The sequence below is a fragment of the Allobosea sp. NPDC055332 genome, from assembly GCF_053645455.1.
The window spans coordinates 47,712-72,875 of sequence record NZ_JBSHMO010000006.1 but is presented as its reverse complement, the minus strand read 5'-3'; the positions used below and the strand labels follow the sequence as shown (position 1 = coordinate 72,875).

Sequence of the window (25,164 nt, the reverse complement as noted above, 5' to 3'; positions counted from 1 at the left end):
AGGCTTCCATGCCGATCGTCACCATCCAGGTCACGCGCGAGGGCTCGGGCCCGGGCCGCTCCTCGGTCACGCCCGAGGAGAAGGCCAGGCTCATCGCCGGCGCCAGCCAACTCCTGCTCGACGTGCTGAACAAGCCACTCGAGGCGACCTTCGTCGTGATCGAGGAGGTCGAGCTCGACAATTGGGGCTGGGGCGGCCTGCCCGCCGCGGAGTACCGCAAGCGGCGCGCGGCGAGCTAGTCTCGCCGCCAGCCATCCGGAACCGGTCTCGCTCAATCCTGCACTGCGGTTGGGCTGACCTTCGCCTTTGAAATCGGCGGGCCGCGGCGGACACTGGCCGCTGCCCGTCCGGCCTTTTTGAGGAACGATCATGACCAGCACCGCACAAGCGCGACTGCTCGACCTGTTCGGCATCGACTTGCCGATCATCCAGGGGCCGATGGCCCTGGCCTCGACGCCGGAGATGGTCATCGCCGTCAGCGAAGCCGGCGGCCTCGGCTCGCTGGCCGGCGCGCAATACAACGAGGCGGGCTTACGAACCGCCTTGGACAAGGTGCGGGCTGCGACCCGCCGGCCAATCAACGTCAACTTCTTCTGCCATACGCCGCCGGCCGACGACCCAGCGCGGCAGGCGGCCTGGCTGAAGCACCTCGACCGCTACTATGCCGAGGCCGGGCTCGATCCGGACATGCCGAAGACGCCGAGCGGACGCACGCCCTTCGACGCCGCCCTTGCTGGTGTCGTCGAGGAATACCGCCCCGAGGTCGTCAGCTTCCATTTCGGCCTGCCGGCGCTCGAGCTGTTCGAGCGGGTGAAGCGCACCGGCGCCAGGATCATCGCCTCCGCCACCACCGTGCCCGAGGCGCGCTGGCTCGCCGAGCACGGCGTCGACGCCGTCATCGCCATGGGCGCCGAGGCCGGCGGCCATCGCGGCATCTTCCTCAACGACAGGATCTCCGAGCAGGTGGGCACCTTCGCGCTGGTGCCGCAGGTCGTCGACGCCGTTTCCGTCCCGGTCATTGCCGCCGGCGGCGTCACCGACCGCCGTGGCGTGGAAGCAGCCTTCGCGCTCGGGGCAGCCGCCGTCCAGGTCGGCACCGCCTATATGTTCACGCCGGAAGCGAGCATCTCGCCGATCTATCGCAAGGCGCTCGGCATGAGTGATCGACCGACCGCGCTCACCAACCTGTTCACCGGCCGGCCGGCGCGCGGCATCGTCAATCGCGCGATGGCGGAGCTCGGCCCGATCTCCGAGCTCGCCCCGGCCTTCCCGACCGCCGGTACGGCGCTCGGCCCGCTGCGCAGCGCCGCCGAGGCGGCCGGCCGCGACGACTTCACCTTGCTCTGGGCCGGCCAGGCCTTCCCGCTCGCCAGGCCGATGTCCTCGGCGGCGCTGACGCGGATGCTCGCCGGCCTCGATTCTTGAGGGCGACAGCGGGGCCTTAGCCGCTCAGGGCTTGGGCAGGCTCAACCCGTCGAGCTCGATCGTGCCGAGGCCGGGCATGTTGTTGAGCTGCCGCTCCAGCGCCGCGGGATCGACGGCCACCGGTTTGTCGAGCCAGTAGGTCACCATCTCCGGGAAGGCGATCATCAGCGCGACCAGGATGAGCTGCAGCACGATCCAGGGGATCGAGCCGAGATAGATGTCGCGGCTCTTCACCGTCGGGGGCGCGATGCCGCGCAGGTAGAACAGCGCGAAGCCGAAGGGCGGATGCATGAACGAGGTCTGGATGTTGGCGCACACCAGAAGGCCGAACCAGATCAGATTGATGTCGAGCTTCGCCGCCGCCGGCGTCAGCAGCGGGATGATGATGAAGGCGATCTCGAAGAAATCGAGGAAGAAGGCGATGAAGAAGACGAACACCATGCTGAAGGCCAGGAAGCCGACCTGACCGCCGGGCAACCCGGTCAGCATATGCTCGATCCACAAGCCCCCGCCGACACCCTGGAAGACCAGGCTGAAGACGCGCGCGCCGATCAGGATCATCGTCACCATCGCGGTGATGCGCATGGTCGAGGACATCGCCTGATAGGTCAGCTTCCAGGTCAGCGTGCGATACATCGCAGCCAAAGCGAGCGCGCCGACCGCGCCCATGGCGCCCGCTTCCGTCGGGGTCGCCAGGCCCATGAAGATGGTGCCGAGCACGAGGAAGATCAGCGCCGCCGACGGCACGATGCCGCGGACGCATTTGATCGCGAGCGCCCAGCCCTTCAGCGTGCGCGCCTCCGGCGGCAGGGCCGGGACCTGGGCGGGCCTGATGATGCTGAGGATGGCGACCCAGATGCAGAACAGCGCGACCTGGACGATGCTGGGGCCGATCGCGCCGGCATACATGTCACCGACCGACTTGCCCATCACGTCGGCGAGCACGACGAGGACGAGCGAGGGCGGGATCAGCTGCGTGATGGTGCCGGAAGCTGCGATGACGCCGGTGGCATGCTGCATGTTGTAGCCGTAGCGCATCATCACCGGCAGCGAGATCACGCCCATGGCGATGACCGAGGCTGCAACCGTGCCGGTGATGGCGCCGAGGATCGCGCCGACGAAGATCACGGCATAGGACAGGCCGCCGCGGACGCTGCCGAAGAGCTGGCCGATCGAATCGAGCAGGTCCTCGGCCAGGCCGCAACGCTCGAGCACCGCCCCCATGAAGGTGAAGAACGGGATCGAGAGCAAAAGGTCGTTCGAGATGATCGCGTAGAGCTGGAAGGTGAGATTGCCCATGTACTGGGGCGCGATCACCCCCATCTCGATCGCGATGAAGCTGAAGAACAGCCCGACCGCCGCGAGCGAGAAGGCTGCGGGATAGCCGATCAGCAGGAAGACGATCAGGCCCCCGAACATCATGGGGCCGAGATTGGCGCGGATGGCGTCGATCATTGCAGCGGCTTCTCGTAAGCGTATTCGTGCTGGTGGAAGCCACGCAGCGCTGCGGCGCGCTTGACCATCTCGGAGAGGCCCTGCAGCAGAATCAGGGTGAAGCCGACCGGCAGGAGCAGGATCACCGGCCAGCGAATCAGGCCGCCGGCGTTGTTGGAGGCCTCGTTCAGCGTCCAGGACTGCACGAACCAGGGCCAGGTGAACCAGATCATCACCAGACACATCGGCAGCAGGAACACCGCGCCACCGACGAGATCGATCCAGTGCCGCATCCGGTCAGAAACCGCGCCGTAGAACAGGTCGACGCGGACGTGCTCGTTGACCCGCAGCGTATAGGCCGAGCCGAGCAGCACCATGCCCGCGAACATGTACCATTGCAGCTCCAGCCAGGCGTTGGAGCTGTAGGAGAAGACATAGCGGATCGTCGCATTGCCGGCGCTGATCAGGCAGGCGAGCAGAACGAGCCAGCTCGCGATGACGCCGAGGGAGCTGCCGAGCTTGTCGATCGCCCGCGCCAGCGGCATCAGCTGGCGGCAGAAGGTCCAGGCGATGCCGACCACGGCTGCCATGCCGCCCACCGTGGCGAGCGCCAACCAAAGCTTGAACATTCAGGATTCCCCAGCGCCATGCTGCGCCGCGCGACGGCGCGGCGGGACGCCCTTCAGGCCCACCATTGCTTCTGCTCCCGGCTCCGGGCACGTCCCCGCGTGCTTCTCGGACCTCGTCGCTAGCAGCTACGCGCTTAGCCGTTCCATGTCGGCAACCGGGCTAGCGCATAGCCTGCGCATAGCCGATGGCGTCGAGCTGCTCCTGCGTCCTCAGCCGGTAGCCGATGGCGAGCTCGGTCACGAGATAGGCCGGGCGGGCCGGATCGGGCTCGATCTTGTCGCGCAGCTTCTTCATCAGGATGCGCAGATACTGCACGTCCTCGTCGGGGTCCTGCGGCCAGAGCTCCTTCATCAGCTGGCGATGGGTCAGAACCTTGCCGTGATGGCTGCCCAGCACCCGCAGCAGCGCGAACTGCTTCGGCGAGAGCACGACCGGGCTGCCGTCGAGGCTGACCAGGCGCCGGGCGAGATCGACCGTCAGCCTGCCGACCCGCAGCACCGGCTCGGCTGCGCCCGGCTGGGCGACGCGCCGGAGCACGACCCGGGCCCGGGCCAGGAGCTCGGCCATGCCGAAAGGCTTGACGACGTAGTCGTCGGCGCCCTTCTCGAGCAGCGCGACCTTCTCCTCCTCCGAGCTGCGGACGGAGAGGACGATGACCGCGCCGTGGAACCAGCCGCGCAGCGCCTCCAGCACGCTCGCACCGTCGGCATCGGGCAGGCCGAGATCGAGCACGACCAGATCCGGCCGGCGCATGACGGCGAGCTCGAGCGCCTGCTTGGCCGTCTCGGCCTCGGCGATGCGGAAGCCCTGCATCTCGAAGCCGGTCTTGAGGAAGCGCCGGATCTGCGGCTCGTCGTCGACCACGAGGACGAGCGGGCCAGCCTGCTGCCGGGGTTCAGTCATCACCGCTTTCCTTCACGCGCCGCGCTGCGAGCGGCAGCCATATCCGCATCGTCGTGCCCTTGCCCGGGCCTTCGCTCAGCGGCTCGATGGCGCCGCCATTCGCCTCGACGAAGGTCTTCGCGATGGTAAGCCCCAGACCGCTGCCGCCGGCAATATCGGCATGACGCTCGCCGCGATGAAAGCGCTCGAAGATCTGCTCGGCCTCGTGCCGGTCGAGACCGGGCCCTTCATCGCGGACCTCCACCACCAGCCTGCCGTCGCGTTCGCTGGCGCCGATCGCGATCGGCGCCGAGTCCGGCGCGAACTTGGCGGCGTTCTCCAGGATGTTGACCAGCGCCTGCTCGACCAGCACCGGATCGACCCGGACGAAAGGCAGGTCCCGCGCCAGATCAAGCACGACCTTGCGGCCAGCCAACCGCTCCGCGGCGCTGTCCAATGCGGCATTGACGATATCTGCCAGGTCGAGCTCGTCGAAGCGCGGCTGCAGGGCGCCGGCGCGGATACGGGTGACGTCGAGCAGATTCTGGATGCGGCGGTCGAGGCGGCCGGCTTCGCTGGCGATAGCTTTCGACAGATCGGACAGGCGGGGCTCGGAAGCGACGGGCGAGGCGACCGACAGCACGCTCGCCGAGCCCAGAATGCCGGCGACGGGCGTGCGCAGTTCATGCGAGACCGCCTCGATCAGGATGTCGCGCAGGGCATCGCTGCGCTGCCGCAGCTGCCGCTCCTCCAGCGCGCGGCTCAGGCCGAGCCGCTCGAGCGATTTTTCGCCTTCGGCGAGGATGGAGCGGGCCTGGGCGACGACCGTGTCGGTCGCGCCGACGTCATCGCTGCCGAGCGGCACCGCGAGGACCGCCTTCGGTCGGTCCGGACCGCCGAGATTGCAGAGCAGCCAATGCGCCTCGGGTCCGAGAGCCAGCACCTCGACCTCCGCCCCTCCGGCGTCGCCGGTCCGGCTGGTGAAGCTCTCGACCGCGCGCCCGAGCGCTTCGACCGGCGCTCCCGCCGCCGGGGCGCGGATCATGCGCCAGGAACGGCCATCGGCGGCGACGAAGAGCGCCACCTCGCGCCCGAACAGGTCGGCCATATGGGCGGCGACGATGTCATAGATCGCCGCGACGTCGACGGCGCCGGCGATCTCGCTGCTGAGGCGATAGAGCTGGCGGATACGGCGCTCCTCCTCGCGGACCTTGACCATCTCGGTGCGCAGATGGCCGGCAAGCCAGCCCAAGGTCAGCGCCACCGCCAGCGAGGCGACGAGGTCGATGATCTGCGCCGGCCGGAACACCAGCACGCTGAACAGCGGCGGGTAGAACAGGGAGGTCATCACCGCGCCGAGCAGCGCGGCGGCGATCGCCGGGCCGGTGCCGTAGCGGATCGCGGCGACCAGCACCGGCAGCATGTAGATCGCCGAGACGCTCTCCAGCGGCGCGAACCAGACGATCAGCCCGGCCAGAGCGGTCGCCCCCAGAACGAGGACGAGCATGCCGGCATAGCCCGCGTCGCCCGTGCCGAGCGCCAGTCTCAGAAGCTGCTTCTGCTCCCCTGCCACGATCCGCCGCGCCGCGCGCCCTGCCCTCACCTGCATCACCGCTTACAGACTGGCGCCCTCGCGCGCCAGCGAGCCGGCTCAGCGTGTCCAGCGGGCATCGCCGATGCGGGCGCCGAAATGGCGGCCGAAGGCGAGCAGGGTTTCGATGATCAGGCGATCGTCGCCGCCGGTCAGGGCAAACAGCGGATAGGAGACGCTGACCGCGATCGACGTCCCTTTGTGCCGCTCCGTCAGCGCGATCGAGACCGCCCTCACACCGTCGAAGAGCTCCTGATCGGAGACCGCATAGCCACGCAGGCGCGTCAGCGCGAGCTCGCGCAAGAGGTCGTCGACCGAGTGCAGCGTCTGCCTGGTGGTGGGAGCCAGCGGCCCCTCGAACAGGCCGCGAATCTCCTGATCAGGCTTGAGCGAGAGCAGCGCCTTGCCCATCGCCGCCGCATGGGCCGGCAGCCTGTGACCGGGCTCGACCGCAAACTGGATCGGCTGCGAGCCACGCACCGTCTTGAGCACGACGACCTCCGCGCCGGAGAGCACTCCCAACCAGACCGTGTGCTGCGTCTCGCGGGCTAGCCCCTCCATGTCCTTCTGCGCCTGCTCGACCAGGTCGAACTTGCGATGGAAGCCGGCGGCGAGCTGGACGGCGAGGATTCCCGCGCCATAGCGCTGGGTTAGCGGATCCTGTTCGATCAGGCCGCCGCCCGCCAGCGAAGCGAGCAGGCGCGAGGCGGTGCTGCGATTGACCTTGAGGTGGCGGCTGACATCGCCGACCCGCAGCTCGCCGCCCGATTCGACCATGAGTTGCAGGGCGCTGACCGCCTTCTCGATCGACTTCATCGGGCCTCGCATTGCGGCTTGACGCGGCGGCAAAGCGCCGCCACGATGAATAAACAACATGTTGCATAATACGCAACACAAACAAGACGTCAACGGGAGACGACGATGCGAGGAACCGGCGGCGCGCTGCTCTACGCGACCCTGAAGAGCCATGGGGTGACGTGCCTGTTCGGCATGGAAGACCCGATCCACGTCTTCCACGCGGTCGATCGATCCTTCACCCGCATCGTCACGGTGCGCGACGAGAAGCATGCGGCGATCATGGCGCATGGCTATGCCCAGGTGACCGGCCGCCCGGGCGTCTGCGCGGCGACCTTCGGCCCCGGCGCGACCAATCTCATCACCGGCCTGCTCGAGGCGCAGCGCTCCTCCGTTCCGGTGGTCGCGCTGGTGCAGGACCATGCGCTGCGGCTGAAGAACAAGCATGCCAGCAGCGCACTCGACCACGCCGTGGCGCTCAGCCCTTACGTCAAGGAGGTCATCCGCATCGACATGCCGGAGCAGGCGGGCGACGCGGTGCGCAAGGCCTTCCGGATCGCGACGACGGGGCGCCCCGGCCCGGTCGTGCTGCTCTGCCCCGGCGACGTGATGGCGGCCGAGGCCGAGGCCGAGACCTCTGCCGACCCGGCCTATACCCATTTCCCGGCCAACCGGGTCCGGGCCAACCGGGAAGCGATCGCCGGCGCCGCACAATTGCTGGCTTCGGCGCGCCGGCCGCTGCTGATCGCCGGCGGCGGCACGATCATCTCCGGCGCCGAGGAGGAGGTCCGCCTCCTGGCGGAGCTGTTCGACATGCCGGTCGCGACGACGATGACCGGGCGCGGCGCCATCCCCGATGCCCATCCCCTCGCTGCCGGCCCGCTCGGCTCGACCACTGGCGGGCGCTATGGCCGCGGCCGGATCTCGAACACGCTGTTCGCCGAGGCTGATGTCGTCTTCGTGCTCGGCTCGCGCACCGGGCAGCTCTGCTACAGCGACTGGACCCTGCCCAAGCCCGGCACCAGGCTGATCCATCTCGACATCGACCCGGCCGAGATCGGCCGCAACTTCTCGACCGACATCGCGATGGTCGGTGATGTCCGCGACACGCTGCGCGACCTCCTCGCCCATTGCGCCGAGCATGGGCTGGCGCGCACCGACGCAGGCGGCCGCGAGCGCCTGGATAGCCTGACACGCGACTGGCGCGAGGAATTCAGGCCCGTCGCCACCTCCGGCCAGGTGCCGATCCGGCCCGAGCGGCTGCTTGCCGAGATCTCAGCCCGTGCCGACGGGAAGACCCTGATCGTCACCGATGCGAGCTATGTCACCGGCTGGGCGATGAGCCATATCGATGTGCCGAAGGCCGGCCGCTTCATCCTCTCGCCGCGCGGCACCGGCGGCATCGGCTGGAGCCTGCCGGCGGCGATCGGCGCCAAGCTGGCCGATCCCTCGCTCAACATCGTCTGCGTCACCGGCGACGGCGCCTTCGGCTATGTCTTCAACGAGCTCGAGACCGCCGCGCGCTACGGCGTCGAGGTCCTGGTCGTGGTCTTCAACAACGGCACGCTCGGCTTCCAGCGCCATTGGGAGCAGAAGGTGATGGGCCGCTATCTCGAATGCGACTTCCTCGACATCGATTTCGCCGAGCTCGGCCGCGCGCTGAAATGCGGGGGTGAGCGCATCAGCGATCCGGCCGATATCGCCGCCGGCCTCGCCCGCGGCCAGGCGGCGAAGGGGCCTTACGTGCTCGACGTCGTGATCGATCCCGACGCCACCGCGCCGATCGTCGGCTTCGAGAGCATCCTCGCCGCCGACGCCGTCCACTGAGGTTCGCGAGCCAGCAAGGGGCTGCCGCAGAGACGGCCCGCAACAGGGAGGGGAAGACCATGTTGAGACGCATTGCAGCGATGACGATGGCCGTGGCGATCACCGCGATCGCCGCGCTTTCGGCCTCGGCCGCCAAGGCGGGGCCGACGCTCGACCGGATCATCAAGGACAAGAAGATGGTCGTGGGCGTCGCGCCCTGGAACCGCTTCGTCCTGCTCAATCCGAAGAGCGGCGAGTATGAGGGCTTCATCGCCGACGACATCCGCAATTTCGAGCAGATGACCGGGATCAAGGTCCAATTGGTCAACACGACCTGGAGCGGGCTGGTCGCCGGGCTTCAGGCCGGGCAATGGGACGTGGTGATGAGCGGCCTCGGCGCCACCCCCGAGCGCGCCACTGCCGTCGCCTTCACCGACCCGATCGGCTACCTGTCCTCGACCGCGATGGTGCGCGCCGACAGCCCGGTGCAGGGCTTCGAGGATCTCGACAAGGCGGGCAACACCGTCTCGGTGGTCAGCGGCACGGCCGCCCAGCAATTCGCCCAGCGGACCTTCAAGAACGCCAAGGTGAACCCGCTCTCCGACACCGCCGCGGCGGTGCTGGAAGTGATGCAGGGCCGCTCCACGGCCTATATCGGCGACTCCGTCTCGAATGCGATGCGCGCCGAGGAGCGTCCGACCGAGCTGCGCAACATCCGCTTCGCCGCCGACAAGACCGAGTGGACGAGCATGAACCACGCCGTCCGCTATTCCGATCTCGACCTCGTGGTGTTCCTCAACACCTATGTCCGGGCGATGCAGCTGCGCGGCTGGTATCGCACGCTCGCCGAGAAGTGGAAGCTGCCGCCCGAGCTGGCCACCGGGCCGCGCTGATCTCGTCCCGGGACGCACCGCGCCCCGGCGCGTCCCGCCTCGCCTGCAGTCCCGATCGGGTCAGGACATGAACTACACCTTCCAGTTCGGCGTTCTCAGCGATTACGGGCCGTATCTCGCCGGCGGCCTCTGGCATGCCTGGTGGACGAGCTTCCCGGCTATCCTGTTCTCGACCCTGATCGGCGTCGTGCTCGCCGCGATGAGCATGTCGCGCCGCCGGCTGGTGCGCGGCGTCTCCGTCGTCTTCGTCGACCTGTTCCGCACGCTGCCCGTGGTGGTGCTGCTGATCTGGATCCATTACGTCCTGCCGATCCTGACCGGCGCCTCGTTCTCGCCGACGATGAGCTCGGTCATCGCGCTCTCGCTCAACGGCGCGGCGCTGGCCTGCGAAGCCTTCCGCGGCGGGCTCGAGGCGATCCCGCAGACGCAGGTCCAGGCGGCGCAGTCGCTCGGTTTCTCGCGCTGGAAGGTGATGCGCTACATCACCCTGCCGCAGGCCTTCTTCGCCACCCTGCCCTCTTTGACCAATGTCCACATCACCGTGATCAAGAACGTCACCGTGACCGTGCTGATCGCGGTGCCCGAGGTGATGTTCCGGGCGCAGGAGCTGACGGTGCAGTTCTTCCGCCCGCTCGAATTCTACACCGGGGCGGCGCTGCTCTATGTCGCGCTGATCTGGGGCTACACCATCATGATGCGGATGATCGAAAGGCTGCAGAAATGGCAACCGATCTGAAAGTGGTGGCGACCGCCGCCGCGCCGGCGGCCAAGAGCTTCATTCGCATTCGCGACGTCCATAAATCCTATGGCGCGGTCAAGGTCCTCAACGGGCTCTCGCTCGACGTCGCCGAGGGCGAAGTGCTGGTGCTGTGCGGGCCGAGCGGCTGCGGCAAGAGCACGCTGCTGCGCTGCATCAACGGGCTGGAGACGATCAATGCCGGCGAGATCTCGGTCGGCGGCCGCAATGTCGCGACCGCGAGCGCGGCGGAGCTGCAGCAGATCCGGCTTTCGACCGGCTTCGTCTTCCAGAACTTCAACCTGTTCCCGCATATGAGCGCGCTGCAGAACATCACGATCGCGCCGATGAAGATCCTCGGCCAATCAGCGCGCGAGGCCAATGATGAAGGCCGGCGGCTGCTCGAGCGCGTCGGCATGGCCGACAAGGCCGATGCCTATCCGTTCCAGCTCTCGGGCGGCCAGCGCCAGCGCGTCGCGATCGCCCGCGCTTTGGCGATGCAGCCGACGCTCATGCTGTTCGACGAGCCGACCTCGGCGCTCGATCCGGAGATGCGCGAGGAGGTGCTGCAGGTGATCCGCCAGGTCCATCACGACCACGGCATGACCATGGTCGTGGTCACCCACGAGATCGGCTTCGCCAAGAGCGTCGCCAGCCGGGCGATGCTGCTCGACGCCGGCGAGATCGTCGAGGAAGCGCCGGCCCGGAGCTTCTTCACCAATCCGACGCAGGAGCGCACCCGCCGCTTCCTGCGGGCGATCATCAACGATTGAGGCGAAGCAGCCCCTGAGACATCGGCCGGAGCGCGCACGACAAGAACCCGCACGGCCGATCCTGAACCCGAGCAGCGCGACCAGCGAGCCGACGACCGCCACCTGGGAGGTTGACATCCCGGGCGTAATTACGTTGATATCAATCTATATCGCGAGCCGCGGCTGCGCCGACGACCGCACTCTCAAAGGTGCGGTCGAGAAGCAGCGCTCATGCTCGCGATGCAGCCATTCCTGATGTTCCGGGGGCGGTCGCACCGAAGCCATGTCGAGGCTCTATGTCTCGCTGCTCGGCGATGACGAGGTTCTCGAGATGGCGCTCAGACGGACGGACAAACCAGGCGCCCGGGGCTGCAGCAACCTCGCCTGACCTGCGCCGGGCACACAGAAAGAGGAGACGACCATGAAGATCGTGACCAGCTTGAGTTTCCAGGGCCAATGCCGCGAGGCGTTCGAGTTCTACGCCAAGGTGCTGGGCGGCAAGATCACCGCAGCCATGCCTTACGGCGATGCCCCGCCCGGCATGGGCATGCCGGACACCGACGGCAAGTACAAGAACTGGCTGATGCATTGCTGGCTCGATGTCGGCGACCAGGCGCTGATGGGCGCCGACATGGACACCGCCTGGGCTCCCAATGTCGACAAGCCCAAGAACGGCTTCGACGTCACCTTGCACACCAACGACAAGGCGGAAGGCCAGCGCTGGTTCGAGCAGCTGGCCGACGGCGGCAGGGCGGTGATGCCGTTCAGCGAGACCTTCTGGTCGCCCGGCTTCGGCTCCCTGGTCGACAAGTTCGGCGTCCCCTGGATGGTCAACACCATTCCGTCCGGCGACTGGAAGCCGCCGCAGGGCTGATCGCTCCGCGTCGCTCAAAAAATCCGCAGCGGCATGTCGGCAAGGCCGGTGCCGCTGCGTCCTTGGGGCATCGACCGCGCGGATTGCCGCCAGACATCGCAGGCGGCACGCGAAACGCCCCGGAGTCTCCCATGAACCAGTCCTATCGCTGGGTGATCGTCGCAGCAGGCGGCCTTTTGGGCTGCGTCGCGATCGGCGCCATGTTCTCGCTGCCCGTCTTCCTGCGGCCGATGTCGCAGGACACCGGCTGGTCCGTCACCGGCATCTCGACGGCGATGACGATCGGCTTCCTCGCCATGGCGGCCGCGAGCATGGCCTGGGGCAACCTCTCCGACCGCTACGGGCCACGCCCGGTGGTGCTCACCGGATCGGTCGTCCTCGCCGCCAGCCTGGCGCTCGCCAGCCATGCGAACTCGCTGATCGAGTTCCAGCTGCTCTTCGGCCTCCTGGTCGGCGCCGCGACCGCCGCCGTCTTCGCACCGATGATGGCCTGCGTCACCGGCTGGTTCGACACCCAGCGCGGCCTGGCCGTCTCGCTCGTCTCAGCCGGCATGGGCATGGCGCCGATGACGATGGCGCCGCTCGCGGCCTGGCTCGTCACCATCCATGACTGGCGCACCTCCATGCAGATCATTGCCGGCATCGCCGCGGCGCTGATGATCCCGGCGGCGCTCCTCGTCCGCCGCCCGCCGGCCCTGGAGGCCGCTGCCCAGGCAACAGCGACAGAGGAGACGCAAGGGGAGATGAGCGTCGCCCAGGCGGTGCGCTCGCCGCAATTCGTCACGCTGATGCTGGCGAACTTCTTCTGCTGCGCCACCCATTCCGGCCCGATCTTCCACACGGTGAGCTATGCCGTGACCTGCGGCATCCCGATGCTCGCGGCCGTGTCGATCTACAGCGTCGAGGGCCTGGCCGGCATGTTCGGCCGCCTCGGCTTCGGCGTCGCGGGGGATCGCTTCGGCGCCCAGCGCGTGCTCGTCCTCGGGCTGCTGGCGCAGGCCTTCGGCGTGCTCGCCTATGCCTTCGTCGGCCAGCTCGCCGGCTTCTACGCCGTGGCGGTGATCGTCGGCTTCATCTACGCCGGCACGATGCCGCTCTACGCCGTGATCATCCGCGAGAACTTCCCGCTGAAGATGATGGGCACGATCATCGGCGGCACGGCGATGGCCGGGAGCCTCGGCATGTCGACCGGCCCGCTGCTCGGTGGCGTGATCTACGACCGGTTCGGCACCTATGCGCCGATGTATGTCGGCTCCTGGGTGATGGGCCTGGCGGCGATGCTGATCCTGTGGACGTTCCGGCCGTTCCCCGAGAGGCGGACGGAGCTGGCGCCGGCGTAGAGCGGGACGAATCCCGCTTCACGTCCGGACGCGTGGAACCGCGCCGCTCGCTTCAGGCTGCGAAGCCTGTGTCGATGGCCTGAAGCGAGCCGGAGATCATCGCCATGCCGGCGGCATTATCCTGAGCCGTCGGCCGTCTGGTTTTTACGCCGGAATCCACGGAGCTTCGCGCCAATTCGCTGCTCATGGCTGGACGGTCGCCCCAGTTGGCGTTCGATCCATCGTCGCAACGGGATGGTTCGGGATCGCTCCACGCGTCACTGATCGGGGCCATGGCGGACGCATCGACACCCGGTGGATCGGCGTGCTAGCTCCGGAGCATGGACGGGCAGAATCCTCGCGATGCGATAAGCACTCGGCTGATCGAGATTTTTCTGGCGGTCATCAAAGTCGGAACAGTGTCCCGCGCCGCCGAAACGCTCGGGATCAGCCAACCAGCCGTCAGCAGAGCGATCGCCGATCTCGAACGAGCCCTGGGTTTCCTGCTCTTCGACCGGGTTAAAAGCCGCATTGTCGCAACCCCGGAAGGCATGCAGTTCCTCGCCGAGGTCGAGCTGCACTTCCGAGGACTGGACAAATTGCGCGCAAGCGCGGCGCGGATACGCGATCATGGTGCCGGCCAGATCCGGATCGGGTCGCTCTCTGCCCTGGCATCGGCGCTTGTACCGCGAGCGATCGGGCGCTTTCGCGGCATTCAACCGAGCATTGCCGTCACGCTGATGGTGCTGACCTCCAGGGACATAAGGGACGGTGTCGCGGCCGGTGCGTTCGATCTGGGGCTCGCTGCCGACGAGATCGACACCACGGGCGTCAGCTATCAACCCTTCGTGTCGCCTGCCGCGCTGTGCGCGATCCCCCAAGGCCATCCTCTTGCTGAATACGATGTCATCCGGCCGCATCATCTGTCAGGGGTCGATTTCATCGAGTATGTCCCGGAAGACAGGGCCAGGCAGCGCTTTCATCATGTGATGAGCGAGGCCGGTGTCGAGCCGCCCCGGACAGTGGTCGAGACGATCTATGCCACGACCGTGTGTACGCTCGTGGCCGAAGGCGTCGGCGTTGGACTCGTCCACCCGCACGTTCTTCCCGCGTTGAATATTGCCGGTGTGGTCCTGCGGCCGTTCGAGCCGGAGGTCAGGATCAAGAGCCTGCTGCTGTTGCCGCTGGGGCGGCCCAAATCCAATCTCGTCAGGGATTTTATCGACTGCCTCATGGTCGCGCGCTGATCCAAAGGGGCTTTGCCCTGGATGTGATCCTGCCCTGCGTTCGGTCCAGGCGTTCTGACCGCCTGTCGAGGCAGGCGAAGCCGGCGCCGGCAACATCGCCGAGGCCTATGACCTGCAGCCGCTGCGAACGAACGCCGCAGCAATGATGTCAAAGCCTCTGAAGGTGCCCTCTGATACCGAGCGACCTCAGAGGCGCCTGCGGTCATAACGAGCACGTATAGCCGTATAACCACGCCAAAATTGACCCAATCTCCTCCCCGAGGCGATACCTCTCCCAGGCTGAAACGTCAGCCTGAGCGAACAATTATCAATAATACCGCGCATGACCAATGCGCGAGGGGGAAGCTTTGTTAGCCATAATGCGCTCATATGCAGGCTTTGGCTCGGGTTATCATGTCTGGCCGACATGGACTCGACTGCTTTTAAACCTTCTATGCTTCGCCGGCGCATTGATCATGGCCATCCCGCTGGTGATGGCCGCTTATATGAGCTTCTTCGCCGACGGCGTCATTGTCTTCCCGCCGAGCGGCTACACCTTTGACTGGTATGCGCGGCTAGCCGAATTTCCAAACTTCGCAAGCGGCCTCGCGACCAGCCTGAAGATCGCGCTGTTCTCCACGGCCGGCAGCATTCTGATCGGCGTGCCGGCGAGCATCGCCTTGGTCAGATACCGCTTCTTCGGACGTGCCGGCCTGAACGTCCTGCTGCTCGCTCCGCTCAGCGTTCCAGGCGTGGTCATCGGGCTCGGCATCTATATCCAGACGGTCGAGGTCGATCGCATCAGCGGCGTTTCCACGATCGGCTCTCCGGTCGTCCTGGTTCTCGCCCATCTGCTTATCACTACGCCTTGGGTCATCAGGCTGTGCATCGCCAACCTGATGCATCTCGACAGATCGATCGAAGAGGCAGCCGCCAATCTGGGGGCCACGCCACTCAAGGTTCTTCTTCGCGTTACACTTCCGATGATGAAGCAAGGTGTCGTCGCTGCCGCGTTGTTTTCCTTCATCGTGTCCTTCGAGAACATCGAACTGACCTTGTTCCTCATCAGCCCCGGCACGATCACCTTTCCGATCTCGGTGCTGCAATATCTCGAATACCGCTACGACCCGCTCGCGGCAGCGGTCGTCGTCACCCAAACCCTTGTGATTGGTGCCTTGCTCCTGGCGATCGATCGCTATGTGAAGCTGAGCAGCGTCGTGTCATGACCGAAGCCCACGGAACCTTTCTCGAAATCGAAGGCCTGACGAAGACCTATGGTCCGGCCGTGGCCGTGGACAACGTCAACATCAGCGTCCGCCGCGGAGAGATGCTGGTCCTTCTCGGGCCGTCCGGCTGCGGCAAGACCACGACGCTGCGTCTCATCGCCGGTTTCGTGGAGGGATCGGCCGGCCGCATCCTCCTCGAGGGCAAGGATTACGCGAGACTGCCGCCCTACCGGCGGGAAATGGGGATGGTCTTTCAGAGCTACGCGCTCTTTCCGCATATGACGATCGCCGAGAACATCGCCTTCGGGCTGCGGATGAGGCGGCTCGCTGCGGGCGAGATCCGCTCGCGTGTCGACGACATGCTCGACATGGTCAGGCTGAGGCCGATGGCCAACCGGCTTCCGCGACAGCTTTCAGGAGGGCAGCAGCAGCGCGTCGCACTCGCCCGGGCATTGGCGATCAACCCCTCTGTGCTGCTGCTCGACGAGCCATTGTCGAATCTCGACGCCAATCTGCGCCAATCCGTTGCACGCGAAATCCGGCAGCTTCAGCGGGCTCGCGGCCTGACCGCGCTCATGGTCACCCACGACCAGGAGGAGGCGATGACCATGGCGGACCGCCTGGTGGTCATGCGCGACGGTCGGGTTCAGCAGATCGGCACGCAGGAGGAACTATACGAACAGCCTGCCAATCCGTTCGTGGCGAGCTTCATTGGTCATAGCAACCTCATCTCCGGCGAGCTCGTCGGGGGCGATCGCCTGCAGTTGCCGGATGGGACGGTGATCCGACTGGCGCAACGCTATCAATCACGAGGCCGGCACACCCTGGCCATTCGCCCGGAACGGATCCAGCTCCGGACATCGATCGATTCGGCCGGCACCGGTGCGAACGTCGTCGTGAAGGATGCGACCTATGTCGGCAGCCATGTCGACTATCTGCTCAGCATCGGCGCGGAGACAGCGATCAGCGTGCACGATCTGGCGGGAGTGCATCGCAATGCCCGCCAGGCCGCCGGCGCGACATTGTCGATCACCTGGGACGCGGTGAACGAGCATCTCTTCGACGAACAAGATGTTCCGCTACGTCCGGACCTGGCTCGGGCGCCGATCAAGCAAGCCAGCTGAAGCAGCCAAAAAAACATCGGAGGAAACATGGGCATTTCGTCGATCTCTCGGCGGCAGGCGCTCAGGCTTATGGCCGGAGCGGCTCCGTTGCCCTTCATCTGCGCGCCGGCGATTGCGGCGCCTGCGCGGGGGCGCGTCGTCGTCAGCACTTGGGGCGGCGACTATGGCGCCTATCTGGCGAGCATCATCGAAAAGCCGCTGCTCGCGCCCTTGGGAATCGAGGCCATCCAGGATGCGGGCATCGAGCCGACGCGCATCGCCAAGGCCATCGCGCAGCGCCGGCTTCCCGCCGGCACGATCGATGTCATCTCCGTCCAGGGCCCGGCCGCCTATGATCTCGAACAGGCCGGCATGCTGGAGCCGCTCGATCAGGAGAAGGTGCCGAACCTCAAATATGTCCTGCCGGAGTTCGCCAACACCTATTCGATCCCGCACATCTACAGCCCGCAGGTGCTGGCCTATAATCCGGAGCGGGTCTCGGAGGCACCGACCACCTTCTCCGACATGGAGGCCGATCGCTTCAAAGGGAAGGTCGGCCTGTTCGAGAACAGCTATCTCTGGCTGGCGATGGCGCTGGCGTTGAAGCACAAGGACGATGTCGGCCTGCTGGCGGAGGTCAAGCCTCAGGTCGAGGCCCTGATACGCAACCGCGCCCGCGTCTTCACCTCGACAGAAGCCTTCGCGCCGGCGCTGAAGTCCGGCGAAATCGACATCGGCCCGCTCTGGTATGCGCGCGTCCTGTTCTGGAAGAAGGCCGGCCTTCCCATTCAGGCGGCGTTCCCCAAGGAGGGCTGCCTTGCCTATGTCACCAGCCTCTGCGTGCTGAAGAATGCGCCGAACAAGGCTGCGGCCTTCGCCTATCTCGATGCCGCGCTCGACCCGGCAGCGCAGCGCGGCTTTGCCGAGAAAATGAGCTACCATCCGACCGTGTCGAACGCGTCGCTGGACGGGGAACTCGGGCAGCAACTCGCGCTTCCGACCCCGGCTCCGAAGCTCGTCCCGGCGCCTTATCCGAAATTGAGCGCGGTACGCGACGACATCAATGACTGGTGGCGCCGCCTGCTCGAACGAGGCTGATCATGGCGAACCGACCTCGCCAGGGCCTCACAGCCGGTCTTCTGATCGGACCGGCAACGGGGCTCGTCATCGTGACCTTGCTCGTTCCCCTCGCGCTGCTCGCACGCTACAGCCTCAATCGCTACGATCGCCATGCCTTCATGGTCGAGGCGTTGACGCTGGATAACTATCTGCGCTTCGTCACCGATCCATTCTACACGAATGTCTTCGAACGGACCGTCGGGATCGCCCTCTCGACGACGGTGCTTTGCCTCGTCCTCGCCTTCCCGATCGCCTACCGGCTGGCGCGAACGCAAAGCCGATGGAAATCGATCGGCCTCTTGGCCGTCATCCTGCCTCTCTTCATCGGGGGAACCGTGCGGGCGCTCGGATGGATGGGCGTGCTTGGTCGCGGCGGGCTCGTCGATGCCGCGTACACGGCCCTTGGCGGCCCGGGCGCCACATTGCTCTATACGACCTTCGCGGTCTCGGTTGGGATCCTGTCGATCAACCTACCCTACATGATCCTGACCCTGCAGAGCGTGATCGAGGGCATCGATATCAGGCTCGAGGAGGCCGCGGAGAATCTGGGTGCCGATCCGGCGCGCCGGTTCTGGCACGTCATTCTCCCGCTCTCCCTGCCCGGGATCGGGACCGGCTCGATCCTCGTCTTCATTCTGGCGATGAATGCCTACGCCACCCCTTATCTGCTGGGCGGATCGCGCTTCCAGATGATGGCGCCGATGCTCTATCGAGAATACGCCCAGAACAACAACTGGCCGTTCGCGGCGGCGATCGCGTTCATCCTGATGATCACGACGCTGGCCCTCACCGGCCTATCGAGCCTGGTCGTGCAGCGGCGATACAAGGGCCGCTGACCGCGCCTCGTTCGCCGCATGTGACCATTTTACAGTCCCGACAGAACGACATTCCGGAGATAAAGCAATGACGATCGGCGTAGGCGGTTCGAGCTTCGATGCGGAACTTGCAAAGCTCAAACCGGACATGGGCGGCGTCGAGCCGATCACGGTAGCCGAATACAGGGAGCGCATCGCGCAAGCGCAGAAATACATGCGCGAGAACGGCTATGTAGCGCTCTACATCGATGCGACGAGCAATCTTACCTACTTCTCCGGCATCCAGCTCAATCCGAGCGAGCGGCTGCACGGTATGGTCATCCCTGTCGACGGCGATGTGGCTTTCATCTGTCCCGCTTTCGAAGAGCCGAAGACCCGCGAGCTCATGCTCTTCGGCCACGACGTGCGTTGCTGGGAGGAGCATGAGAATCCAGCCGCTCTCGTCGTCGAGACGATCCGTAGCCTGGGATCACAACAGGGCGTCGTGGCGCTCGACCCGCATACGCCCTTCTTCACGGTCGACGAGCTGAGAAAAGCAGGAGGCGGCTTCAGCTTCGCCAATGGCGGCGGCCTGACCTCGCTATGCCGCGAGATCAAGTCCGCGCACGAGCTGGCATTGATGCAGAAGGCGATGGACATCACGATGGCGGTTCACCGGGCTGCCGCCAGAGGGTTGCGCGCCGGGGTGACCACTACGGAAACCGTCGATTTTCTGGACAGGGCGCATCGCCGGCTCGGGGTGAACTGGACGAGCTGTTCGGCCCAATTCGGAGAAGCCACAGCCTATCCCCATGGCGTCAAGCATCCGCAGGTCCTGCGCGATGGCGACATGGTGCTGATCGACATGAGCACGAAGGTCAACGGCTATCGCTCCGACATCACCCGGAGCTTCGTGTTCGGCGAGCCGAGCGAGCGGCAAGCGCAGATATGGAATCTCGAAAAGAAGGCCCAGATGGCTGCTTTCGATGCGGCGGTCCTCGGAGCGCCGTGCGAAGCCGTCGACCGGGCGGCCCGCCGCGTCATCGAGGAAGCCGGCTTTGGTCCGGACTACAAGGTGCCGGGCCTGCCTCACCGAACAGGGCATGGCCTCGGCATCGATGTCCACGAAACGCCCTACATGGTCAGGGGAAACCAGACGCTCCTGCGCCCCGGCATGTGCTTCTCGAACGAGCCGATGATCTGCATCTATGGCGAATTCGGCGTCCGCCTGGAGGATATCATCTACATGACCGAGGCCGGAGCCCGCTGGTTCACCGAGCCGGCCGCATCGCTTCACGATCCCTTCGGATATGAGGCTCGCTAGACGCGATCGCTATCGCGAAGCCTCTTGCTCATACATCGCGATGGCATCCTCACGGCTCTCGCAGACCGTGAGGATCTGCAGGAAGCCGCTGATCGCGAAGACTTCCTTCACCGAAGGCGCGAGGCCGGCAAGGACGACCCGGCCGCCGATCTCGCGCATGCGCTTGGCGACGACGAGGAAGACGCGCAGGCCGGCGCTGGAAACGTAAGTCAGCCCCGAACAGTCGAGCACGAGGCGCGAGGCGCCGTCCCGGATCTCGGCCACGATCGCGGCTTCGGTCTCGGCTGCGTTGATGCTGTCGAGCCGGCCCGTGAGCGACAGGACGCGCATCTCGCCGATGGTCTGCGACTCGATCATGAGCCGTTGCTCTCCTGTGGCGGCGGGTCAGGCCGGAACTGTTCGGTCAAGGGTGGGCGCCGTTGGCCGTCACCGGCTCCGGCGGCAAGAGAAGCGTCAGCGTGATGACGTTGCGGTCGTCGTCGCGCCGGTAGTCGACCTCGTCGATCAGCGTGCGGACGAAATGGATGCCGAGGCCACCGATCTTGCGGTCCTCCAGTGCGGCGGCCGTATCGGGCTCGGTCACCGAGAGCGGGTCGAAGGCGGCGGCGCTGTCGATCAGCTTGACCACGACGCGGTCGTCATGGCGGCGCATCTCGATGTCGATGACGCCGTCCTTCTGCTCGGCATAGCCGTAGGCGATGACGTTGGTGATCAGCTCGTCCAGCGCCAGGTTGAGCTTGAAGATCATCGGCTGCGGCAGCTGCAGCGAATCGGCGAGATACTCGATCGCATCGGCGAGACGCCGGATTTCATGCGTGTCGCTGCGAAGGACGACATGGATACCGCGCGCCAGCATTCAACGCCCTTCGATCGGCGATTGTCATTCGCCTGTGACGCTAGGGCCCGATTGCGAAACTACGTTGACATCGCCTTGGGGCAACCGCGCCTTCCTCTTTCTGTCATCGATGCTCCCTTACTGTGCCTGCCATGGATGCCCACAGCCTCGCCTCCCCCGACCTTTTCGCCCGGCGCCTGCGCGATCTCTGCGGCGAGCTCGCCCGCGGCGACTACGACAATATCGACAGCCTGTTCGCCATGACCGCGGATGCCGACGCGCCCGAGACGGTGCGCGAGCTCGCCGAGGCCTTCGGCAGCATGGCGGTGCAGATCGAGGCGCGCGAGTTCCGGCTCGGTGAGATGCTGGCGGAGCTCAAGGAGGCCAATCGCCGGCTCGAGGACGCCAACCGCAACATCAGCAGCGAGAACGCCGACCTCAAGACGCAGGTGCAACGGCTCGCCATCGAGATCGACCAGACGCGCAAGGAGCGTGAGGTCGCGGCCATCGTCGAGACCGACTACTTCAGGGAGCTGCAGGAGCGGGCCCAGGCGATGCGGCAGCGGCACGGGGCCGGTGGCCAGGACAAGGGCGAGCGGGCATGACCATCATCGTCTCGACCCATTCCTACCGGGGTGGCACCGGCAAATCCAACACCACCGCGAACATCGCCGCCCAGCTGGCGCTGCGCGGGCGGCGCGTCGCCATCGTCGACACCGACATCCAGTCGCCGGGCATCCATGTGCTCTTCGGCCTCGAGCCGGACCGGCTGCGCTATACACTCAATGATTATCTCTGGGGCCGCTGCCGCATCGAGGAAGCCGCCCATAACGTGACCGACCGGATCGCCGAGACGACCGCCGGCGCCCCCGGCGGAACCGTCATGCTGGTGCCGTCGAGCGTTCGGCCCGGCGAGATCGCACGCGTCGTCAAGGAAGGCTACGACGTCAACCTGCTCAATGACGGCTTCCACGAGCTCTCGCGGGCGCTGGCGCTCGACTATCTGCTGATCGACACCCATCCCGGCGTCAACGAGGAGACGCTGCTCTCGATCGCGATCTCCGACACGCTGCTGCTGGTGCTGCGACCCGACCATCAGGACTATCAGGGCACCGCCGTCACGCTCGACCTCGCCCGGCGGCTCGGCGTGCCCCAGCTGCTGCTGATCGTCAACAAGGTGCTGCCCTCGCTCGATTTCCGCCAGCTCTCCGACCGGATCGCCAGCACCTATCGCGTGCCGGTGGCGGCGGTGCTGCCGCTCAGCGAGGACATGGTCAGGCTCGGCAGCGGCGGGCTGTTTTCCTTGCTCGCGCCGACATCGGCCTATGCTGACGGCATTTCGGCGATCACGGCCCTGGTCGACAGCGGCGAGCGCTAGAACCGCTCAGCCAAGCAGCGCTTGCGCAAAAGCCCCGGCGTCGGCCGGGCGCTGCTCGCGCTCGAAGGCGAGGGCCATCGCCACGGCCAGCCAGACCTTGTCCTCGACATCGACGGGCCTGGCCGGTGCCAGGCCCCGCTCGCGCGCCTCGATCGCCGCCTTGCCGTCGAAGGGATGGCGCCCGGCGAGCAATTCATAGGTGATGCAGCCGAGCGCGTAGACGTCGTCATCAGCCCGGCGCTCGGCGGTCTCGATCATCTGCGGGCTGGCATAGGCCATCGTCAGCCCGCCGAGCGAGGTCGGATCGAAGCCGCCGTCTCGGGCTGCGCTGGCAATGCCGAAATCGAGCAGCTTCACGCCGCCATCCGTAATCAGGAAGACATTGGCCGGCTTGATGTCGGCATGGACCACGCCGCGGGCATGCGCATGGGCGAGGCCGGCGCAGAGGCCACCCAAAATCTCCCTGCCCTCCTCCCAACCGACGGCGGTCGCACCAGCACGGTCAATGCGCTGATCGAGCGGCTCGCCTTCGAGCAGCTCCATGACGATGAAGAGATGGCCGCCATCGCGTTCGAAATCGTGGATCGTCACGATGTTGGGATGGGCGAGCTCCTGCGCCCGGCGCGCCTCGGCCTCGATCGTGCGCAACGCCTCTGGATGATGGCGGAAATCGCCGCCGAGCAGCTTCAACGCGACATAGGGCTGGTGGCGCATCGCCTCGAGCCGGCGCCGATCGACGGCGCGATAGACGGTCCCCATCCCGCCCCGGCCGATCTCGGCATCGAGGATGAAACGGTCCTTCAGCATGGCACCGATGCCGATCTGGCGCGTCTCGCGCCTCGGGTCGAGCTCGAAGCGGCGGGCGCGGCCGGCCTCGGCGTTGCTGGCGTCGCGCCGGAAGCGCAGGCTGCGGAAATCGGCGAGGCTGGTATCGAGCGCCGCATCGGAACGGGTCTCGCCGCTACGGTTGCGGCCGCGCAGGCCGACGAAATCGCCGATCAGCGCATTGACGACGACCTCGTCGACCTTGTCGCGGATCGTGCCGGCCGGCGGCAGGGCAACAGCCGGTTCAGGCGCGACTGGACGCGGCGGAGCAAGCGGAACGGTTGGCGGGTCGAGACCAGTGTCTCCTGGCGCGGCGCCTTGCGCGTTGCCGCCAAGCTCGCCCGCAAGGAGGGCCGCGAGATCGGCAGGCAGACGCCCCTCATTCGCCCAGCTTTCCAGCCGCGCCAGGACCGACAGCGCAGTGCCGTCACCCAAGGCGACGCTCTTCAGCGCCGCGACGAGCCGCTCGAACGGCATCCTGCCCGAGACGAAGGCGGTAAGGGCGCGGTCGGCCTCATCCGCCTTATCCATCGCTGCGTCCTCTTCGCCCAGCCCTGTTCATGGTGTCCTGATGGCGTAGCGCTGCAGCTTCTCGACCAGGCTGCGGCGCGAGATCTGCAAAAGGCGGGCCGCCCGGCTCTGGTTCCAGCCGGCTTCGCGCAGGCGATTCTCGATGACGATCGCCTCGTATTGCCGCACGGCCGAGCGCAGGCTGCTGCCGCCCTCGGCCGCGGGCGTCTGCACGATGATGTCGGGCGCAGCCTTGGCGAGATGGGCCGGCAGATGTTTCAGGTCGATGCGCTCGTCGCCGTCGATCAGCAGCGCGGCGCGCTCGGCCATGTTCTTGAGTTCGCGGACGTTGCCGGGATAGCGCCAGCGGCAGAGCGCATCGAGCGCGCGCGGCGTCAGCGCGAAGCCCTCGCGGCCATGAACCTGCGCGATGCGCCTGAGGAAGAAATCGATCAATAGCGGGATGTCGGAGGGCCGCTCGCGCAGCGGCGGGATCGTCACCGGGAAGACGCTGAGCCGGTAGTAGAGGTCCTCGCGGAAGCTGCCCTGCGCGATCTTCTGCGGCAGGTCGAGATTGGTCGCGGCAATGATGCGGACATCGACCTTTTCCAGCCTCGTGTCGCCGAGGCGGCGCACCGAACCCTCCTCGAGCAGGCGCAGGATCTTGGCCTGCAGCGGCAGCGGCATGTCGCCGATCTCGTCGAGGAAGAGCGTGCCGCCATTGGCCTCGTGCACCAGCCCCTTCTTGTCGGCGAGCGCGCCCGAGAAGGCGCCCTTGCGGTGGCCGAAGAGCTCGCTCTCCAGCAGCGTCTCGGGCAAAGCCGCGCAGTTCTGCGCGACGAAGGGCCGGTCACGGCGCTTGCCCTGCCGATGGACGGCGTTGGCGAAGACGTCCTTGCCGGTACCGGTCTCGCCGAGCATCAGCACCGCGACCGAGGAGGACGCAGCGCGGCGTGCCAGGTCGAGCGCGGCCTGGAAGGCCGGGCTCTCGCCGACGACCTGCTCCTCGCGCGGCGCGGTCATCACCTTAAGCCGCGAATTCTCGCGGGCAAGATCGGCATTGCGCCGGTCGAGCTGGCGGATGAGCTCGCGGTTCTCCTCGAACAATCGGGCATTGGCGATTGCGACCGCGGCGTGGGCGGCGAAGGAGCCGACCACGCGCTCGAAGGCTTTCGGCAGCGCCCCGATCTCGCCGCCGGGGGTCAGTTGCACATTGATCAATTGGAGCACGCCAAGGGTGACGCCCTCGACGTTCCAGAGCGGCGCCACCACGAAGGAGCACGTGCGATAGCCGGTGCGCTCGTCCTGCTCGCGCAGCCGCACGAAGTCGAAGCCGCTATAGTCGTAGACATCGGCGAGATTGACGATCTTGCCGGTGACCGCCGCGAAGACATTGGCGTCGCGCAGGTTGAAGGCGTTGCCCTCGGCATAGACCGGGATCTCGCCGGGGAGCGCCGCGGCATCGGGCGCGACGTCGTTCTGGCCGACGAGGCCGTGCAGGTGCCGGCCGGTGCGGTCGAGCACGAGCACGCGGCCGCCCTCGGCGCGCGTCAGGCGGCGCGCCGAGTTGACCACGGCCCCGAGCAGGGCCTCGAGGCGACGCTCGGTGGCGAGCGTCGTGGTCAGCTCGATCAGCTCCTCGGCGACCGAGAGGGGGTCGTGCATGGGGCGGGCTCGCGCAGCACCG

At 66.6% G+C, this 25,164-nt stretch carries 26 protein-coding genes; 16 read left to right on the top strand and 10 right to left on the bottom strand.

Translation table 11 applies throughout. The features are described from left to right. Positions 1 to 8: 8 nt before the first annotated feature. Together ACWIGM_RS29165 and ACWIGM_RS29160 are read left to right on the top strand one after the other, a co-directional pair. A complete protein-coding gene (locus tag ACWIGM_RS29165; RefSeq protein ID WP_454029485.1) occupies positions 9 to 239 on the top strand; it encodes a tautomerase family protein in 231 nt (76 codons plus the stop codon). A gap of 130 nt (positions 240 to 369) precedes the next feature. Next, positions 370 to 1,425, top strand: a complete 1,056-nt coding sequence (locus ACWIGM_RS29160) for an NAD(P)H-dependent flavin oxidoreductase (RefSeq protein ID WP_454029484.1) — start codon at positions 370 to 372, stop codon at positions 1,423 to 1,425. A gap of 24 nt (positions 1,426 to 1,449) precedes the next feature. On the opposite strand, the gene ACWIGM_RS29155 is transcribed toward ACWIGM_RS29160, so the two are convergent. From ACWIGM_RS29155 to ACWIGM_RS29135, 5 genes are all read right to left on the bottom strand, one after another. Further along, positions 1,450 to 2,880: a TRAP transporter large permease gene (locus ACWIGM_RS29155; RefSeq protein WP_454029483.1), complete on the bottom strand. Its 1,431-nt coding sequence runs from the start codon at positions 2,878 to 2,880 to the stop codon at positions 1,450 to 1,452. Beyond that, entirely contained in the window at positions 2,877 to 3,449 is a 573-nt protein-coding gene (locus tag ACWIGM_RS29150; protein WP_454029666.1) for a TRAP transporter small permease subunit, read from the bottom strand. Before ACWIGM_RS29150 ends, ACWIGM_RS29155 begins: the two co-directional genes overlap by 4 nt. A 199-nt stretch (positions 3,450 to 3,648) precedes the next feature. After that, a complete protein-coding gene (locus ACWIGM_RS29145; protein WP_454029482.1) occupies positions 3,649 to 4,392 on the bottom strand; it encodes a response regulator in 744 nt (247 codons plus the stop codon). After that, a complete protein-coding gene (locus ACWIGM_RS29140) occupies positions 4,385 to 5,974 on the bottom strand; it encodes a sensor histidine kinase (RefSeq protein ID WP_454029481.1) in 1,590 nt (529 codons plus the stop codon). Before ACWIGM_RS29140 ends, ACWIGM_RS29145 begins: the two co-directional genes overlap by 8 nt. A gap of 48 nt (positions 5,975 to 6,022) precedes the next feature. Then, positions 6,023 to 6,778: an IclR family transcriptional regulator gene (locus ACWIGM_RS29135; RefSeq protein WP_454029480.1), complete on the bottom strand. Its 756-nt coding sequence runs from the start codon at positions 6,776 to 6,778 to the stop codon at positions 6,023 to 6,025. A 105-nt stretch (positions 6,779 to 6,883) separates the two neighbouring features. On the opposite strand from ACWIGM_RS29135, the gene ACWIGM_RS29130 reads away from it, so the two are divergent. From ACWIGM_RS29130 to ACWIGM_RS29105, 6 genes are all read left to right on the top strand, one after another. Then, positions 6,884 to 8,584 carry a thiamine pyrophosphate-binding protein gene (locus tag ACWIGM_RS29130; RefSeq protein WP_454029479.1) on the top strand — a complete coding sequence of 567 codons (1,701 nt, stop codon included), beginning with the start codon at positions 6,884 to 6,886 and terminating at the stop codon, positions 8,582 to 8,584. A 59-nt stretch (positions 8,585 to 8,643) separates the two neighbouring features. Beyond that, positions 8,644 to 9,456 carry a transporter substrate-binding domain-containing protein gene (locus ACWIGM_RS29125; protein ID WP_454029478.1) on the top strand — a complete coding sequence of 271 codons (813 nt, stop codon included), beginning with the start codon at positions 8,644 to 8,646 and terminating at the stop codon, positions 9,454 to 9,456. Between the two features lie 67 nt (positions 9,457 to 9,523). Beyond that, entirely contained in the window at positions 9,524 to 10,192 is a 669-nt protein-coding gene (locus ACWIGM_RS29120) for an amino acid ABC transporter permease (protein WP_454029477.1), read from the top strand. After that, positions 10,177 to 10,965, top strand: a complete 789-nt coding sequence (locus ACWIGM_RS29115) for an amino acid ABC transporter ATP-binding protein (RefSeq protein WP_454029476.1) — start codon at positions 10,177 to 10,179, stop codon at positions 10,963 to 10,965. Before ACWIGM_RS29120 ends, ACWIGM_RS29115 begins: the two co-directional genes overlap by 16 nt. Positions 10,966 to 11,365: 400 nt before the next feature. Further along, complete coding sequence (locus tag ACWIGM_RS29110) at positions 11,366 to 11,818, top strand: VOC family protein (protein ID WP_454029475.1); 453 nt, start codon at positions 11,366 to 11,368, stop codon at positions 11,816 to 11,818. Positions 11,819 to 11,949: 131 nt separating this feature from the next. Beyond that, positions 11,950 to 13,158, top strand: coding sequence for an MFS transporter (locus tag ACWIGM_RS29105; RefSeq protein WP_454029474.1), 1,209 nt, complete (start codon positions 11,950 to 11,952; stop codon positions 13,156 to 13,158). A gap of 52 nt (positions 13,159 to 13,210) precedes the next feature. Here ACWIGM_RS29105 and ACWIGM_RS29100 read toward each other — a convergent pair whose 3' ends face one another. Next, positions 13,211 to 13,432, bottom strand: a complete 222-nt coding sequence (locus ACWIGM_RS29100; protein WP_454029473.1) for a hypothetical protein — start codon at positions 13,430 to 13,432, stop codon at positions 13,211 to 13,213. A 46-nt stretch (positions 13,433 to 13,478) separates the two neighbouring features. Between ACWIGM_RS29100 and ACWIGM_RS29095 the strand changes: the two genes are divergently transcribed. The 6 genes from ACWIGM_RS29095 (at position 13,479) to ACWIGM_RS29070 (ending at position 19,929) form a co-directional block, all read left to right on the top strand. Further along, complete coding sequence (locus ACWIGM_RS29095) at positions 13,479 to 14,384, top strand: LysR substrate-binding domain-containing protein (RefSeq protein WP_454029472.1); 906 nt, start codon at positions 13,479 to 13,481, stop codon at positions 14,382 to 14,384. Positions 14,385 to 14,839: 455 nt separating this feature from the next. Further along, the gene (locus ACWIGM_RS29090; RefSeq protein WP_454029471.1) at positions 14,840 to 15,589 is read left to right on the top strand and encodes an ABC transporter permease; all 750 of its coding nucleotides are present in this window, start codon (positions 14,840 to 14,842) and stop codon (positions 15,587 to 15,589) included. Beyond that, positions 15,586 to 16,713, top strand: coding sequence for an ABC transporter ATP-binding protein (locus ACWIGM_RS29085; protein WP_454029470.1), 1,128 nt, complete (start codon positions 15,586 to 15,588; stop codon positions 16,711 to 16,713). The genes ACWIGM_RS29090 and ACWIGM_RS29085 overlap by 4 nt, the downstream gene beginning before the upstream one ends. Before the next feature lie 87 nt (positions 16,714 to 16,800). Then, positions 16,801 to 17,790, top strand: coding sequence for an extracellular solute-binding protein (locus ACWIGM_RS29080; protein ID WP_454029469.1), 990 nt, complete (start codon positions 16,801 to 16,803; stop codon positions 17,788 to 17,790). Positions 17,791 to 17,792: 2 nt separating this feature from the next. Further along, positions 17,793 to 18,647, top strand: coding sequence for an ABC transporter permease (locus ACWIGM_RS29075; protein ID WP_152014885.1), 855 nt, complete (start codon positions 17,793 to 17,795; stop codon positions 18,645 to 18,647). Between the two features lie 67 nt (positions 18,648 to 18,714). Continuing rightward, on the top strand, positions 18,715 to 19,929 hold the full coding sequence (locus tag ACWIGM_RS29070; protein ID WP_454029468.1) for a M24 family metallopeptidase: 1,215 nt from the start codon (positions 18,715 to 18,717) through the stop codon (positions 19,927 to 19,929). A gap of 9 nt (positions 19,930 to 19,938) precedes the next feature. Here the strand turns inward: ACWIGM_RS29070 and ACWIGM_RS29065 are convergent, their stop codons facing one another. Together ACWIGM_RS29065 and ACWIGM_RS29060 are read right to left on the bottom strand one after the other, a co-directional pair. Next, a complete protein-coding gene (locus ACWIGM_RS29065; RefSeq protein WP_454029467.1) occupies positions 19,939 to 20,286 on the bottom strand; it encodes an STAS domain-containing protein in 348 nt (115 codons plus the stop codon). A 46-nt stretch (positions 20,287 to 20,332) separates the two neighbouring features. Beyond that, entirely contained in the window at positions 20,333 to 20,785 is a 453-nt protein-coding gene (locus ACWIGM_RS29060) for an ATP-binding protein (RefSeq protein ID WP_454029466.1), read from the bottom strand. Positions 20,786 to 20,916: 131 nt separating this feature from the next. Between ACWIGM_RS29060 and ACWIGM_RS29055 the strand changes: the two genes are divergently transcribed. Both ACWIGM_RS29055 and ACWIGM_RS29050 read left to right on the top strand, forming a co-directional pair. Beyond that, positions 20,917 to 21,369: a hypothetical protein gene (locus ACWIGM_RS29055; RefSeq protein ID WP_454029465.1), complete on the top strand. Its 453-nt coding sequence runs from the start codon at positions 20,917 to 20,919 to the stop codon at positions 21,367 to 21,369. Further along, positions 21,366 to 22,142, top strand: coding sequence for a MinD/ParA family ATP-binding protein (locus ACWIGM_RS29050; protein WP_454029464.1), 777 nt, complete (start codon positions 21,366 to 21,368; stop codon positions 22,140 to 22,142). Before ACWIGM_RS29055 ends, ACWIGM_RS29050 begins: the two co-directional genes overlap by 4 nt. A 6-nt stretch (positions 22,143 to 22,148) precedes the next feature. Here ACWIGM_RS29050 and ACWIGM_RS29045 read toward each other — a convergent pair whose 3' ends face one another. Continuing rightward, entirely contained in the window at positions 22,149 to 23,498 is a 1,350-nt protein-coding gene (locus ACWIGM_RS29045; RefSeq protein WP_454029463.1) for a serine/threonine-protein kinase, read from the bottom strand. A 27-nt stretch (positions 23,499 to 23,525) separates the two neighbouring features. Continuing rightward, complete coding sequence (locus ACWIGM_RS29040; RefSeq protein ID WP_454029462.1) at positions 23,526 to 25,142, bottom strand: sigma 54-interacting transcriptional regulator; 1,617 nt, start codon at positions 25,140 to 25,142, stop codon at positions 23,526 to 23,528. Positions 25,143 to 25,164: the final 22 nt, after the last annotated feature.

Bases quoted from the DNA above. Each gene is read 5' to 3' on its own strand.
- ACWIGM_RS29165 (WP_454029485.1), top strand. From the start codon at position 9: ATGCCGATCGTCACCATCCAGGTCACGCGCGAGGGCTCGGGCCCGGGC.
- ACWIGM_RS29160 (WP_454029484.1), top strand. From the start codon at position 370: ATGACCAGCACCGCACAAGCGCGACTGCTCGACCTGTTCGGCATCGAC.
- ACWIGM_RS29155 (WP_454029483.1), bottom strand. From the start codon at position 2,880: ATGATCGACGCCATCCGCGCCAATCTCGGCCCCATGATGTTCGGGGGC.
- ACWIGM_RS29150 (WP_454029666.1), bottom strand. From the start codon at position 3,449: ATGGCAGCCGTGGTCGGCATCGCCTGGACCTTCTGCCGCCAGCTGATG.
- ACWIGM_RS29145 (WP_454029482.1), bottom strand. From the start codon at position 4,392: ATGACTGAACCCCGGCAGCAGGCTGGCCCGCTCGTCCTCGTGGTCGAC.
- ACWIGM_RS29135 (WP_454029480.1), bottom strand. From the start codon at position 6,778: ATGAAGTCGATCGAGAAGGCGGTCAGCGCCCTGCAACTCATGGTCGAA.
- ACWIGM_RS29130 (WP_454029479.1), top strand. From the start codon at position 6,884: ATGCGAGGAACCGGCGGCGCGCTGCTCTACGCGACCCTGAAGAGCCAT.
- ACWIGM_RS29125 (WP_454029478.1), top strand. From the start codon at position 8,644: ATGTTGAGACGCATTGCAGCGATGACGATGGCCGTGGCGATCACCGCG.
- ACWIGM_RS29120 (WP_454029477.1), top strand. From the start codon at position 9,524: ATGAACTACACCTTCCAGTTCGGCGTTCTCAGCGATTACGGGCCGTAT.
- ACWIGM_RS29115 (WP_454029476.1), top strand. From the start codon at position 10,177: ATGGCAACCGATCTGAAAGTGGTGGCGACCGCCGCCGCGCCGGCGGCC.
- ACWIGM_RS29110 (WP_454029475.1), top strand. From the start codon at position 11,366: ATGAAGATCGTGACCAGCTTGAGTTTCCAGGGCCAATGCCGCGAGGCG.
- ACWIGM_RS29105 (WP_454029474.1), top strand. From the start codon at position 11,950: ATGAACCAGTCCTATCGCTGGGTGATCGTCGCAGCAGGCGGCCTTTTG.
- ACWIGM_RS29100 (WP_454029473.1), bottom strand. From the start codon at position 13,432: ATGGCCCCGATCAGTGACGCGTGGAGCGATCCCGAACCATCCCGTTGC.
- ACWIGM_RS29095 (WP_454029472.1), top strand. From the start codon at position 13,479: ATGGACGGGCAGAATCCTCGCGATGCGATAAGCACTCGGCTGATCGAG.
- ACWIGM_RS29090 (WP_454029471.1), top strand. From the start codon at position 14,840: ATGGCCATCCCGCTGGTGATGGCCGCTTATATGAGCTTCTTCGCCGAC.
- ACWIGM_RS29085 (WP_454029470.1), top strand. From the start codon at position 15,586: ATGACCGAAGCCCACGGAACCTTTCTCGAAATCGAAGGCCTGACGAAG.
- ACWIGM_RS29075 (WP_152014885.1), top strand. From the start codon at position 17,793: ATGGCGAACCGACCTCGCCAGGGCCTCACAGCCGGTCTTCTGATCGGA.
- ACWIGM_RS29070 (WP_454029468.1), top strand. From the start codon at position 18,715: ATGACGATCGGCGTAGGCGGTTCGAGCTTCGATGCGGAACTTGCAAAG.
- ACWIGM_RS29065 (WP_454029467.1), bottom strand. From the start codon at position 20,286: ATGATCGAGTCGCAGACCATCGGCGAGATGCGCGTCCTGTCGCTCACG.
- ACWIGM_RS29060 (WP_454029466.1), bottom strand. From the start codon at position 20,785: ATGCTGGCGCGCGGTATCCATGTCGTCCTTCGCAGCGACACGCATGAA.
- ACWIGM_RS29055 (WP_454029465.1), top strand. From the start codon at position 20,917: ATGGATGCCCACAGCCTCGCCTCCCCCGACCTTTTCGCCCGGCGCCTG.
- ACWIGM_RS29050 (WP_454029464.1), top strand. From the start codon at position 21,366: ATGACCATCATCGTCTCGACCCATTCCTACCGGGGTGGCACCGGCAAA.
- ACWIGM_RS29045 (WP_454029463.1), bottom strand. From the start codon at position 23,498: ATGGATAAGGCGGATGAGGCCGACCGCGCCCTTACCGCCTTCGTCTCG.
- ACWIGM_RS29040 (WP_454029462.1), bottom strand. From the start codon at position 25,142: ATGCACGACCCCCTCTCGGTCGCCGAGGAGCTGATCGAGCTGACCACG.